Annotated in this window: 11 protein-coding genes; 9 read left to right on the forward strand and 2 right to left on the reverse strand. The window is 63.8% G+C overall.

The genetic code is table 11. The features are described 5' to 3' along the window. The first annotated feature begins 175 nt into the window (after nucleotides 1-175). The 5 genes from DV706_RS10790 to DV706_RS10810 all read left to right on the forward strand — a co-directional run bounded on the left by DV706_RS10790 (nucleotide 176) and on the right by DV706_RS10810 (nucleotide 5,945). Nucleotides 176-703 carry a winged helix-turn-helix transcriptional regulator gene (locus DV706_RS10790; protein ID WP_006064595.1) on the forward strand — a complete coding sequence of 176 codons (528 nt, stop codon included), beginning with the start codon at nucleotides 176-178 and terminating at the stop codon, nucleotides 701-703. Nucleotides 704-844: 141 nt separating this feature from the next. Further along, on the forward strand, nucleotides 845-2,056 hold the full coding sequence (locus tag DV706_RS10795; RefSeq protein WP_006064594.1) for a beta-propeller fold lactonase family protein: 1,212 nt from the start codon (nucleotides 845-847) through the stop codon (nucleotides 2,054-2,056). 3 nt (nucleotides 2,057-2,059) lie between these two features. Next, entirely contained in the window at nucleotides 2,060-4,063 is a 2,004-nt protein-coding gene (locus DV706_RS10800) for a copper resistance CopC/CopD family protein (protein ID WP_006064593.1), read from the forward strand. A 124-nt stretch (nucleotides 4,064-4,187) separates the two neighbouring features. Continuing rightward, nucleotides 4,188-5,117, forward strand: a complete 930-nt coding sequence (locus tag DV706_RS10805; protein ID WP_006064592.1) for a branched-chain amino acid transaminase — start codon at nucleotides 4,188-4,190, stop codon at nucleotides 5,115-5,117. A gap of 120 nt (nucleotides 5,118-5,237) precedes the next feature. Continuing rightward, entirely contained in the window at nucleotides 5,238-5,945 is a 708-nt protein-coding gene (locus DV706_RS10810; RefSeq protein WP_006064591.1) for a phosphoglycerol geranylgeranyltransferase, read from the forward strand. 54 nt (nucleotides 5,946-5,999) lie between these two features. Here DV706_RS10810 and DV706_RS10815 read toward each other — a convergent pair whose 3' ends face one another. Both DV706_RS10815 and DV706_RS10820 read right to left on the reverse strand, forming a co-directional pair. After that, on the reverse strand, nucleotides 6,000-6,770 hold the full coding sequence (locus tag DV706_RS10815; protein WP_006064590.1) for an SIR2 family NAD-dependent protein deacylase: 771 nt from the start codon (nucleotides 6,768-6,770) through the stop codon (nucleotides 6,000-6,002). A 96-nt stretch (nucleotides 6,771-6,866) separates the two neighbouring features. Beyond that, nucleotides 6,867-7,547, reverse strand: a complete 681-nt coding sequence (locus tag DV706_RS10820; protein WP_006064589.1) for a helix-turn-helix domain-containing protein — start codon at nucleotides 7,545-7,547, stop codon at nucleotides 6,867-6,869. A gap of 154 nt (nucleotides 7,548-7,701) precedes the next feature. Between DV706_RS10820 and DV706_RS10825 the strand changes: the two genes are divergently transcribed. The 4 genes from DV706_RS10825 to DV706_RS10840 all read left to right on the forward strand — a co-directional run bounded on the left by DV706_RS10825 (nucleotide 7,702) and on the right by DV706_RS10840 (nucleotide 12,496). Continuing rightward, entirely contained in the window at nucleotides 7,702-9,048 is a 1,347-nt protein-coding gene (locus tag DV706_RS10825) for a cytochrome P450 (RefSeq protein WP_006064588.1), read from the forward strand. Between the two features lie 147 nt (nucleotides 9,049-9,195). Beyond that, nucleotides 9,196-10,500, forward strand: a complete 1,305-nt coding sequence (aspS, locus tag DV706_RS10830; RefSeq protein WP_006064587.1) for an aspartate--tRNA(Asn) ligase — start codon at nucleotides 9,196-9,198, stop codon at nucleotides 10,498-10,500. A 315-nt stretch (nucleotides 10,501-10,815) separates the two neighbouring features. Continuing rightward, nucleotides 10,816-11,601 carry a hypothetical protein gene (locus tag DV706_RS10835; protein WP_006064586.1) on the forward strand — a complete coding sequence of 262 codons (786 nt, stop codon included), beginning with the start codon at nucleotides 10,816-10,818 and terminating at the stop codon, nucleotides 11,599-11,601. Between the two features lie 61 nt (nucleotides 11,602-11,662). Further along, nucleotides 11,663-12,496, forward strand: a complete 834-nt coding sequence (locus DV706_RS10840) for a pantoate kinase (RefSeq protein WP_006064585.1) — start codon at nucleotides 11,663-11,665, stop codon at nucleotides 12,494-12,496. Nucleotides 12,497-12,729 lie beyond the last annotated feature (233 nt).

A 12,729-nucleotide genomic window follows, 5' to 3' on the forward strand; every position in this document is an offset into this window, starting at 1 on the left:
GTCGTGGCTGGGCGGGGCTGACGGCATCTCTCTCCTGATACTCAATGCGGGTCATATGACCCGTTCTCACTCGTCGGGAACGATCAGAACCCGTTATGGGGCCAGCATTATTAGCGACAACTATCAGCGGGCTCCCGATCATAGGGGCATAAACACGGATCAACAATCGATTCCCATGAGCGATACTCGACAACAAATCAGGGCGCACGTCCAGGCGAACGCTGGTATCCACTTCAACGAACTCGTCCGGTCCTCGGAGTTCGCACCGGGACAGATTCAGTATCACATCCGTCGGCTGATCGACGCTGACGACCTCGTTCGCGAGGAACGTTATGGCCAGACCCACTACTACACACCACAGTACGACGAGTGGGAACGGGGTGCACTGGCGCTGTTCCGTCGCGAAACGGCTCGAGAGATCGTCGTCTACCTGATCGAGCACGACCCGAGCCGACCCGCCGCAGTCGCGGATGAACTCGGGATCGCCCGAAGCACACTCGAGTATCACCTCGATCATCTGGTCGAGTGTGAGATCGTAAATAAACGCTACGACGAGCGCAACAGAGTCACGCTCTCGCTTGCCGACCCCGAACGGACCGCGCCGTTGCTCTCGGAGGTCACCCCAACGGTGCCCGACCGGCTGGTCGATCGGTTCACCCGACTCGTCGATGGACTCCTCGAGAGCGGCCACGACGCACGATAACTGTACTCGAGTGGCTCGTGACGGACGAACCGTTTTGATTCGAGAGACTGATAAGCTGTCTTGGAAACACGTTCCTCGAGAGCGATCTCCGTTCGTCAATCGAACCAGAATCAAGATGGGAAAGGCATAATTATTGCCGGTATGGACCAACCCGTCAAACGACGGCGTGTTGTACAGGCAATAACTGGTGGAATCGCGGTCAGTCTGGCGGGTTGTCTCGGTGACGACGATGACGACGGTGGCGATACCACCGACCGGAACGGTGACAGCGGCGATGGCAGCGAGGGACTCGCCTACGCGTTCGCGCCGAACACGATCTCGATTATCGATCCGGCTGAGGGGGCGGTCGTCGACGAGATCACCGATGGGATCGACGACAACGACTGGGGCGATCCGCAGATCACGGCAGATTACAGCGAGATCTACGTGATCGAAGGCTCGCTCGATCAGGTGCTCGCGATCGACACCGAGTCCCGCGAGGTCGTCGCGGAAGTCGATATTGGCCCCGATGCAACCCACATGTACCATCCAAACGACGACGAGATCTGGGCCCACTCCGACGGGGAAGGGGCGTTTTATGTCATTGAGACGAGTTCACACGAGGTCACCGAGATCGTTGATTCGGGCCTCGAGGGAGAGGGCCACGGCAAACTGCTCTACCACGACGACCTCGGCTCGACGGGCTATGCGACGAACGTCAACGATCCGGGCGCGCCAGTCATCGATCTGGACAGCTACGAGCGATCGGACTTCCTCGAGTTCGGCGACGACGGCGGCACACACTACAAAGCCTACAGCCCACAGACCGGACTCGCCTACTTCGAGTACGGCGACGAGACCGTCGTCGTCGACACCGACACCAACGAGATTGTCGACGAACTCGCGTTCGCGGGCGGCATGTATCTCACGCCCGACGAGGAACTGCTCGGTGTGCTCGACGGCGATGAGATTCGCTTTCTCGATGCGACGAGCGACGACAGTACGGAACTCGACTCAGTCACGGTTGAGGGCGGTCCCGACGCGCTGCGGTACTACGACGACGGCGACACGATGTATGGCTTCACTGCCAACACGATGAACGACGAGGCGGCAGCCATCGACCTCGACTCGTTCGATGTCGTCGACACGCTCGCCGTCGGCGACATCGAACGACCCGAGGACGCCCATCACCTCCACCGAACCGGCGTTGCTGGCGACGAGTACTTCCTCACCCCCGCCGACGCCGACGGGTTCGTCGCCGTCGTCGATATGTCCACGCAGGAAGTGGTCGACCACGTCGACGTCGAGGACGGTGTCGATACGATCCAGTACGTCGGTGACTCGGGCACTGGCTACACCGGCACCATCCGATAACCGATGCATTCGACCGAATCGTCCGATCGTCGTCGTCCATTTCGGATCGTGACTGTGGCCGCCGTGGTCCTCATCGCCATCGTGCTGGCTGCAAGCGTCGCAACGCCCGTTGTCGCCCACGCCTATCTGAGCGACGCCGATCCGGCAAACGGCGAGCAGGTCGAAACGCTCCCTGAAGACGTCACGCTCTTTTTCTCGGGTGATGGCGTTCAGGTCGCCGATGTCACCGTCACCGGACCCGATGGCGAAGACGTCAGCGGCGACGCGACGATCGATCCGGACGACACGCAGATCGTTCGGACGCCCCTCGAGGCCCCAACTGAGAGCGACGACGTTGACGGGATGTACACCGTCGAGTGGGAGGTGTTCGCCGACGACGGCCATACGACATCCGGCACGTTCTTCTTCAGCGTCGGCGACGGCCCGCTTGATCGTGACGCCGTCCTCGAGGCCTACGACGACGAAGACGACGCGGACGAGTCGGTTCCGCCGGTCGAAACCGCCGCGAAGGGGCTGTTGCTGGTCGCTCTCGTCGCCCTCATCGGCGGGCCGTTGACGGCTGCGATTGCGGTCTACCCGGCTGCCGGTCGCGTCGGTGCGTCGGCACAGTCGGTCGATCGGCGTCTCACGCGGCTGCTCGCCGGGGCGGGTGTCCTGCTGCTCGGGTCGGTGGTCGCGCTCGGTCTCGTTCAGGCGCGATCAGTCGGGCCGCTCGTTCCCGGAACGCTCCTCGAGTTTGCTGGGTTGCCCCTTGGCCAAGCATGGCTGGGACAGCTCGCGTTCGCCGCCGCGGTCGTGGCCGTCCTCGGGGCAGCCGTCGCTGGCTCGTTCTCGCGTCGTGGCTGGCTCGCCGGGACGGTCGTCGGCGCAGTCGGCGTTGCCGGGACTGTAAGCTGGACGAGCCACTCGGCGACAGCGATCGGCCGCCTGCAGGGGTTCGCCGTCGATCTGGCACACATTGCCGGGGCGGGCCTGTGGGTCGGCGGCCTCGTCGTTCTCGCACTCGTCGTGCCGCCGCTGCTTCGCGATACGCTCCCCGCTGATCGCACGGCCCTCGTCGTCGACACGATCCGTCGCTATTCGGTGCTCGCCCTCGCCGGCGTGACACTCGCCGGTGCGACCGGACTCATCCTTGCGGCGTGGCACGTCCCGACGCTCGAGGCCCTCGGCGAGACCGTCTACGGCACTGCCCTCTCCGCGAAAACGCTGTTGGTCCTGCTGGCGCTCGGACTGGGTGGGTTCACCCGGTTCATCCTCCTTCGCCGCCTCGAGTCCCCCACGGATGCCGGTCGAACCGGATTCGGTGGCCGACTGTTCGGGAGCAGTTCCGAGTCTGGGGTCCGCGAGGACGGCGGCCAGCCGGGACGGGAGACGATCACCACGTTCAGGCGCGCAATCATCCTCGAGGTCGGCGTTCTCGTCGTCGTGCTCTTGCTTTCGGGACTGTTGACCTCGGCACCGACGGCAGCCGTCGCCGGGGACGACACGCTTGGTTCGGCGACGATCGAACGGGAGGGGGATGTCGATCTCGCGCTGACGGTGACCCCCGTCGAAGGCGACGACGGAGACGACCGATTCCTCGTTGGGGCAGGTGAGCCGGTCGTCTTCGAGCTCGCGTTCCTCGACGATCACGGAGAGTCGGTCGCCTCCGACCGCACTGTCAGGCTCTCGGCAGCTGGCCCGGACGACACGTTCGATGTCGACCTCGAGGAAACCGACGACGGGACCTACGCGACCGTCCAGACGCTTCCAGCCGACGGCGACTGGGAGCTTCGCGTCACTGGCTCGCCCGATGGCGAGTTCGTCAGCGAGTGGTTCGACGCCCACGCGAGTCCGGCGTCGGATGCACACGAGCACGATCACGACGAACACGATCACGACGGCGGGCCGGACGAATCGCCATCGCCGTTCGTCACGCTTCTCCAGTTTGGCGCCGTCGTTGTCGGCGTCGTCGGTACCGTCGCCGTCGCACTCGAGGCGACACGGGATCGCGACCGTAGCGAGTAGCGCATCGATTTGATCGAGGGCGGTCTACGGGGATGTGTCCGTGACGGCGATCGCCCGTGCCAAACACCGGTCTCGTCCCGCAAATCACGAATACTTACTACAGTGGGTTTCCTCACAGTCGAGCATGGGATTTGACGAGATGGATGTCGACACGATCTGGATGGACGGCGAGTTCGTCGACTGGGACGAGGCGCAGGTCCACGTGCTCACACACGGCCTTCATTACGGCACCGGCGTCTTCGAGGGTGCACGCTGTTATGACACCGAAGAAGGGCCGGCGATCTTCCGCTGGGAAGAACACTTAGAGCGGCTGTTCCAGTCTGCAAAGCCCTATGAGATGGAGATCGATCACACCAAGGAGGAACTCACCGAGGCGACGAAAACACTCATTCAGCGTCAGGAGCTCCCCTCCTGTTACATTCGACCGATCGCCTTCTACGGCTACAACTCGCTCGGCGTCAGCCCGAAAGACTGCCCGACCCGCACCGCCGTCGCTGTGTGGCCGTGGGGAGCCTACCTCGGCGAAGAAGCACTCGAGGACGGAATCGACGTGATGATTTCCTCGTGGCGCAAACATGCCTCGAGCCAGATTCCGACGAACGCGAAGACGACGGGCCTGTACGTCAACAGCATGCTCGCTGGCGAGGAAGCCCGACGGAACGGCTACGCCGAAGCAATCGTGTTGAACAAGGAGGGCAACGTCGCAGAAGGCCCCGGTGAGAATATCTTCCTGGTTCGTGACGACGAGATTTACACGCCCGGCCTCTCGGAGTCGATTCTCGACGGCATCACCCGCGACAGCGTGATCAAGATCGCCGAGGATCTCGGCTACACCGTCCACGACGATGTCTCGATCTCCCGTGGCGAACTCAACACGGCCGACGAGCTGTTCTTCACCGGCTCTGCGGCCGAAGTGACCCCCATCCGGAAAGTCGACAACGTCACCATCGGCAACGGCTCCCGTGGTCCCGTCACCGAGGACATCCAGTCGCGGTTCTTCGATATCGTCGAGCGCAAAACGGACGCATACGACGAGTGGTTCGAGTACGTCTAAGCTGACGGTCGAGCGCAGTCGACGGAACCGCTCGACGGCCGAGAGCGCGGCCCTCGAGCCCGTTTCTCGAGAGGGGGCCGATTCGTAGCGTTTTTGCCGGTTGTCGGGAAACGGAGCGGTATGACTACCGCTTGCCCCTGGGACGACTGGAACCACATTCTCAAAATCGATCCCGACAAGGAGCTTCCCGAGGGCGTCACCTACGGCGACCTCTGTGCGACCGGCACCGACGCGATCGAGGTCGGCGGCACCATGGGCATCACCGAGGAAAACATGGAAGCCGTCGTCGAGGCCTGTGCCGAACACGACGTGCCGCTCTATCAGGAGCCGTCGAATCCCGAGGTCGTCATCGATAACCGGGCGCTCGAGGGCTATCTCATTCCGACCGTCTTCAACGCCGGGTCGCCGTTCTGGATCACGGGCGCACACAAAGAGTGGGTCCGACTCGATGGCGACATGGACTGGGATCGAACGTGGACGGAGGCGTACATCGTGATGAATCCTGAGGCGGACGTCGCGACGTACACCGAAGCTGACTGTGATCTCGACGCCGAGGACGTCGCTGCCTACGCAGAGGTCGCCGAACGGATGTTCGGCCAAGAGATCGTCTACCTCGAGTACTCCGGCATGCTGGGCGACGAAGCCATCGTCCAGGCCGCAAGCGAGGCGACCGAGGAGTCGACGCTGTTCTACGGCGGCGGCATCCACGACTACGACTCAGCCGCGAAGATGGCCACACACGCGGACGTCATCGTCGTCGGCGACCTCGCCCACGACGAAGGTGTCGAGGCCGTCCGCGAGACGGTCGAGGCGGCACGCGACGCCTGAGACGGGCACACGCGATCGCCGGCTGTTTATCTCTCTTTTCGAAGCAGACCTGTTTCACGCCTCGAGGACGTCACGAAGCCGTGGCAACACAGTCGTCACGTCCTCACGGTAGACGATATCAGCAGCCGAGTCGACCGGTGTCGACTCGAGGTTGATGATCCCCACAGTCGTCTCTGGCGACGCGGCGAGTCGGGGCAGCGACGCGGCGGGTTCGACCACCAGCGAGGAGCCAATCGCGAGGAAGACGTCGCTCTCGCGGGCGAGTGCTCGAGCGCGCTGGATGACCGCCCCCGGAAGCTGTTCGCCGAAGAGGACGACATCGGGTTTGTAGACGCCGCCACAGTCACAGGTCGGTGGAAGGTCGCCGTCGGCAGCGCGTTCGAAAACCGGATCGCCGTCGATACGACGCCCGCAGTCGGTACAGCGCACGCGTCGAGCGTTGCCGTGCAGTTCGAGCAGTGTCGTCTCACTCGAGTCGCTCGCAACCGAGTCGGCGGCATCCGCATGAAGACCGTCCGTGTTCTGGGTCAGAATCGCCTCGAGGTGTCCGTCCGTTCCCATCGCAGCCAGCGCCTCGTGGGCTGCGTTGGGTTCGAACTCGCCGTCGAACATCGCTCGCTGCAACTCGAGGCGGTCCGCCCAGAACCCCGCTGGGTCGCGCTGAAAGCGCCCGTAGGTGAACTGGCCCTCATCGAAGTGCTCCCAGACGCCGTCGTCGCCGCGGAAGGTTGGGACGCCGGAGGGTGCAGAGATGCCTGCGCCGGTGAACGCAACCACAGTGTCTGCACGCCGGATGTCGGCGGCGAGTCGCTCAAGATCGTCCATACCAGTCGCTTATCGGTGGCGGATAAAAACGAGTCTGGTGCCAGCCAGCACAGGGGTGGACAGCTGATCGGCTCGAGTCGAGCCGGCTCGTTCGGGTCAGCGATCCTGAGACTGGATCGACGCAGCGTAGGCGCTCGCGAACGCCGATTCGATGCGCTGGAGGTGTTCGGCGACGGTTCCCGTCGCGCAGTCGAGTTGGTCGGCGAGATCGCGCTGTGTCGTCTCCCGTGGCACCTCGTAGTAGCCCTCCGCGAGCGCCAGTTCGAAGACCGCTCGCTGGCGCTCGGTAAGCGTCGCAAACTGCCGATCTGCCTGCGGGCGGTAGCTGCCGAGTCGATGGAGTTCGAGGCTGACGCCGTCGGGCAGATCCGTGGCCGCCTGTTCGATCGCCCAGTTCGTCCCGACCACTGTCAACTCGAGCCCGCGGTCGGTCTCGGTTTCGACGGCCGTGATCGGCCAGTCGATGACGATTTCGCGGTCGTCGAGGATCGAGAGGAGGTCACCGACGAGGCCGACGGTGCGCCACTGGACGTAGGCGACGCCCCGGTCGTCATCGCCGACGAGATCATATTCGATCGCCTCGGGCGCGTCCTCGAGCAGTGTCCGCGCCCGCTCGAGGTCGCCACGCAGATCGAGGAGTTCGACGTACCGGCCGTCACCAATAGGGTTGACGTAGCGGATCGACTCGAGGGAAACCGCGTCGTCGGGACCGAAAATATCCGCGATCGGATTGACGTGGCCGCCGTCCCACGAGAGCGTCACCGTTGCGGCTCTCATGTCGATACCTGGCGTCGCGCGTGCATCGGTGGGGTTCGTGCCCGTTCGCTTGAGTGTGCGTGCATGTCGGGAGACCGGGGCGGGTTATAATTAAGCGTGCCGAGGATGCTCGGCCGTAGAGATAGGTGGCTCGCGTCCGTCGAAACGAGTAGCAATGAGCAGCGACACCCCCGCGATCCGTGACGAGCAGCCGCCCGGTCCCAGTGGACTGCCGATCGTCGGCAACCAACTCGCCTTCCTCCGCGATCCGTACGATTTCATGACGACGACAGCCCAGGAGTACGGCGATATCGCCCAATGGGAGGAACCGGGTGGCCCCGTCTACCAGCTCAATCATCCCGACTACATCGAGCAGGTGCTCGTCCAGAACAACCAGAACTACATCAAAGGCGAGCGGTTCCAGACCATTCTCGGACCGGTCACGGGCAACGGCATCCTCAACAGCGAGGGCGCAGTCTGGCGGCGAAATCGCCACCTCATCCAGCCCGCGTTCCACCCCAACCGAATCCAGGAGTACGCCTCGATGATGACCGAGTTCACCGAGGCGGGGCTCGAGGAGTGGGACGACGGTCAGACCCGGCTGTTCCACGAGGACATGATGGAGATTACACTGAAAATCGTCGCCCGGGCGCTGTTCGGCGTCGACATCGACGACGCCGTTGACACGGTCGGTGACGCGCTCGAGGAGTTCATGCTGGCGAGTGAGAGCCTCTCGCATCTGGTCCTCCCGCCGACGGTTCCGACGCCGTCCCGACGCCGAATCCAGCGCGCACGCGAGGAGCTCGACGCCGTCGTCTACCGATTGATCGAAGAGCGGCGGGCGAACCCCACAGAGCAGGGCGTCATCTCGAAACTCCTCGAGATGAGCGACGAGGAGGGGGCCACGCTCTCGGACGAACAGATCAGAGACGAGGTCGTGACGCTGTTGCTCGCCGGCCACGAGACGACGGCGCTCTCGCTGACGTTTACCGCGTATCTCCTCGCGACGAACCCCGCCGCCGAGCAGCGACTCGTCGAGGAACTCGACGAGGTACTCGACGGTGAGACGCCGACGATGGCGGATCTCTCTGAACTCACATATACGGAACAGGTCGTCAAAGAGTCGATGCGCCTCTATCCGCCGGTGCCGGGAATCGTCCGCGAACCGGTCAAGCCGGACATCATCGACGGCTACGAGATTCAGCCGGGATCGACGGTTCGGATGCACCAGTGGGTGGTCCACCGCGACCCGCGCTGGTACGACGACCCGCTCGCGTTCCGGCCCGCGCGCTGGACCGACGAGATGGAGTCCGATCTCCCGAAACTCGCCTACTTCCCGTTCGCGGCGGGGCCGCGCCGATGTATCGGCGACCGGTTTGCGATGCTCGAGGCACGGCTCATGCTCGCGACGATCTACCAGGAGTACCACCTCGAACTCGTCCCCGGGACGGACCTCGATCTGATGGCGACGATCACCGCGCGCCCGAAACACGAGATTCCGATGACCGTCCACGAGCGCTGAAATCGCTTGCTGGTCACGGTCCACAGCCCGTTCATCGGTCAGCCACTCCTTCGAGTCCCTCTCGTATCGCGTCAGTAGTCCGTCTCGAGCGCCGTCGTCCGGCACAGAACGATTGCGCTTAAGTTCCGGCGACGGGAATCGGGTGGTATGCAGGACAGAATCCATACTGCCGACGCTGAGCCGGGCGACGACGTAACCGTCGCTGGCTGGGTGCACGAAATCCGCGACCTCGGCGGCATTGCCTTCTTGATCCTCCGAGACAGCACGGGCAAGATCCAGATCAAGTTCGAGAAAGACGAGATGGACGACGAACTCGTCGAAACCGGCCTCGGCGTCTCTCGAGAGAGCGTCGTCTCGGTTTCGGGTGCCGTCGAAGAGGAGCCACGCGCGCCAACGGGCGTCGAGATCACGCCCGAAAGCGTCGAGGTCGTCGCGCCGGCCGACCCCGAACTGCCGCTTGACCCGTCGGGGAAGGTCGACGCTGACCTCTCGACGCGACTCGACAACCGCACGCTCGACCTTCGAAAAGACGACGTGCAGGCGGTCTTCGAGATTCGCTCGGAGATCCTGCGTGCCGTCCGCGAGCAGTTCCGCGAGTTCGAGTGTACGGAGATCAACACGCCGAAGATCGTCGCCACCGGGACCGAAGGCGGCACCGAACTCTTCCCGATCACGTACTTCGGCGAGGAGGCCTTCATGAACCAGTCGCCACAGCTGTTCAAGCAGCTGATCGCTGGCTCGAACGTCGAGCGTGTCTTCGAAATCGGCCCGATCTTCCGCGCCGAAGAGCACAACACGCCGCGACACCTCAACGAGGCGACCTCGATCGACTTCGAGGGCGCGTTCTGTGACCAGAACGACGCGATGGACGTCGTCGAAGGCGTCGTCAAAGCCGCCTACGAAGCCGTTTCCGAGAACTGTGCCGACGAACTCGAGGCGCTCGGCCTCGAAGACGAGTTCGAGGTGCCCGAGGAGGCGTTCCCACGCATCAGCTACGAGGACGCCATCGAGCGCATCAACGCGACGGGCGAACTCGACGAGCAGCTCGTCTGGGGCGACGACCTGCCGACCGAGGGCGAGAAGGCACTCGGCGACGACGTCGGCGGCCACTACTTTATCACCGACTGGCCGAGCGAGATCAAGCCGTTCTACATCAAAGACCACGACGACGACGACCAGCTCTCGACTGGCTTCGACCTGATGCACCCGCGGATGGAACTCGTCTCCGGCGGCCAGCGCGAACACCGCCACGAGAAGCTCATCGAAGGCTTCGAACAGCAAGGGCTCGACCCCGAGCAGTTCGAGTACTACACGAAGATGTTCAAATACGGCATGCCGCCTCACGCCGGCTTCGGCCTCGGTGGCGAGCGCCTGATCATGACGATCCTCGGACTGGACAACATTCGAGAGGCTGTGTTGTTCCCACGAGATCGACAGCGACTCTCGCCGTAGACGAGGTCGCTGTTCGCCGAGCGGGAGCTCGTTGGACGAGCAACGCGAGTCCAACGGTGTTCCCGCGAGATCGCCAGCGTTTGTCGCCGTAGGCGGCAAACCTGGGGGCCAGCGAGACGCTCGCGTGCGAGCGCCTCGCCGGACCGGCAGCGTCTGAGCCCGTGCGGGCTCGCCGCTTGCTGACGACTCGAGTCGATCACGAAAACCGAATTTTCACTGCCGGGAACGATCCGATACCGCTACCAGTTCCCCGCCCGTATCGACCGCCAGTGGCCGGTGTCTCGGCTTGCGAGGATCGTCCGCTCGAGGAACACGATGAGAGACAAACGCACGATCGGCATCGGACTCGTGGGATTGGTCGTTGTCGCTGCGCTCGTGGTCGGCGGGCTCGCCCTCCTCTCCGACTCGCTTGCAGAGGACAGCTACACGAGCGAGTACAGCTACAACGTCGAGGTATCGACAAACGGGACGGTGACGAACGCAACGGTTCTCGTCCCAGTGCCGGTCGCTGACGGTGAGGTATCCGTCGCGGGCGCGCTCGAGGACGGCGACTACTACGCCCAACCCGAGGCGTTCTCGAGCCGGCTCGTCGACACTGACCGCGGCCCGATGCTCGAGGTGACCGTCGACGAGTTGGTCGTCGAACCCGAGTACTACCGATTCGTCGAGGAGGGTGACCTGGGTCGGACAGAACGGATCACGGCCGAGGAGTACGACCCGGACGACCCCGAGATGTTCGTCCGCGACCGCGAGCAGTACGAGTTACACCTCCGGATCGAGAGCGACGAGCCGATCGAGACGCGCGAGCCGGTCGGCACCGAGCCGGTGCTCGAGCCACGCGACGACACCACCGAGACGACGTGTCTCGACGGAACGGATCGCTGTCTCGAGTACACGAGCTTTGTCTACGCCGAGTACGATGCCGATCCGTCTACCGAGGTCTCGATCCGGGTCACCCACCGCGGCGAGAACTCGTGGTGGGTCGGCGGCTGGAACGGCAACCGGTACACGGACGAACTCGCCGTCGACCTCACCGGCCCGCAGGCGGATTGGATCGCCGTCTCCGGCAGCCTCGAGGCGGAGCAGGGCTCGTATCGGTGAGGGTCGACTGAATCTGTGTCGAATCTTCACTGTTATATCGCCGCGGTCGCAAGCATCCCCAATGCGTGAGGAGGCGACCGCGTTCGTACCGGGGCATATCACGGGCTTTTTCAGCGCGCACCCAGCCGAGGATCCGACAAAAGCGGGCTCTCGAGGGGCCGGGCTGACACTCACCGACGGTGTCGACGTAACGGTCACACCCGCACCCGAGGGCGAGTCGACGATCGTTCTCGATGACAAGGAACTCGAGATCGATCCCGTTAGAACCGTCCTCGAGACGCTCGAGACGCCGGCCCACGTCGAGGCCGAATCCGAGATTCCGCTCGGCTCCGGCTTCGGCGTCTCGGGGGCGATGGCGCTTGGCACTGCACTCGCGGCCAACCGCGTGTTCGAGCGAAAGCTCTCGCGAAACGAACTCGTCACGATCGCCCACGGGGCCGAAGTACAGGCCGGAACCGGACTGGGTGACGTGGTCGCGCAGGCCCACGGCGGCGTGCCGATCCGCCTCGAGCCCGGCGGGCCACAGGAGAACAAACTCGACGCGATTCCGGAACGGGCGCGCGTGGAGTACGTCTCGTTTGGCGAACTGTCGACGGCGGAGGTCCTCTCGGGGGAGACCGACCAGTTGTCGGCGGCCGGGAAACAGGCGCTGTCCCGTGTCGTCGAGGAGCCGACGCTGCTGTCGTTCATGTACGCCTCCCGGCTGTTTGCCCGCGAGGCAGGGCTGTTGACCGACGAGGTTACAGCGACGATTACGGACGTTGCAGACGCCGGGGGGCAGGCCTCGATGGCGATGCTCGGCGAGACCGTCTTCGCACTCGGGACGGGTCTGTCAGACGCCGGCTACGAGCCGACCGTCTGTGCGACCCATCCGGCGGGCGCAATGTTAAAATAAATTACGTATGTCGACTTTTTTCAGCTATTCGACTAGTTTGGCTTCGAATCGCCTGACTGCGTCGTGAGACATCGTCTCATCGCTTCCCATCTGACTCTCGACTGTCCGTGCCACTCGACGGTGTCGATCGTCCCGATGTAGCGGCGCTGCCCCGTCTCGAGTGCCGTTCCGCGTGCCGGTGGCCGCACATCAGAGGGTTAACTGGCCGTCGTCACTCGATTAGTCTTCGCTAC

The organism is Natronorubrum bangense, from assembly GCF_004799645.1.
Classification (GTDB): domain Archaea; phylum Halobacteriota; class Halobacteria; order Halobacteriales; family Natrialbaceae; genus Natronorubrum; species Natronorubrum bangense.

Coding starts and splice junctions, on each gene's coding strand:
- aspS (WP_006064587.1), top strand. CDS start 9,196: ATGCAGGACAGAATCCATACTGCCGACGCTGAGCCGGGCGACGACGTA.
- DV706_RS10840 (WP_006064585.1), top strand. CDS start 11,663: ATGCGTGAGGAGGCGACCGCGTTCGTACCGGGGCATATCACGGGCTTT.
- DV706_RS10795 (WP_006064594.1), top strand. CDS start 845: ATGGACCAACCCGTCAAACGACGGCGTGTTGTACAGGCAATAACTGGT.
- DV706_RS10805 (WP_006064592.1), top strand. CDS start 4,188: ATGGGATTTGACGAGATGGATGTCGACACGATCTGGATGGACGGCGAG.
- DV706_RS10825 (WP_006064588.1), top strand. CDS start 7,702: ATGAGCAGCGACACCCCCGCGATCCGTGACGAGCAGCCGCCCGGTCCC.
- DV706_RS10800 (WP_006064593.1), top strand. CDS start 2,060: ATGCATTCGACCGAATCGTCCGATCGTCGTCGTCCATTTCGGATCGTG.
- DV706_RS10790 (WP_006064595.1), top strand. CDS start 176: ATGAGCGATACTCGACAACAAATCAGGGCGCACGTCCAGGCGAACGCT.
- DV706_RS10820 (WP_006064589.1), bottom strand. CDS start 7,547: ATGAGAGCCGCAACGGTGACGCTCTCGTGGGACGGCGGCCACGTCAAT.
- DV706_RS10815 (WP_006064590.1), bottom strand. CDS start 6,770: ATGGACGATCTTGAGCGACTCGCCGCCGACATCCGGCGTGCAGACACT.
- DV706_RS10835 (WP_006064586.1), top strand. CDS start 10,816: ATGAGAGACAAACGCACGATCGGCATCGGACTCGTGGGATTGGTCGTT.
- DV706_RS10810 (WP_006064591.1), top strand. CDS start 5,238: ATGACTACCGCTTGCCCCTGGGACGACTGGAACCACATTCTCAAAATC.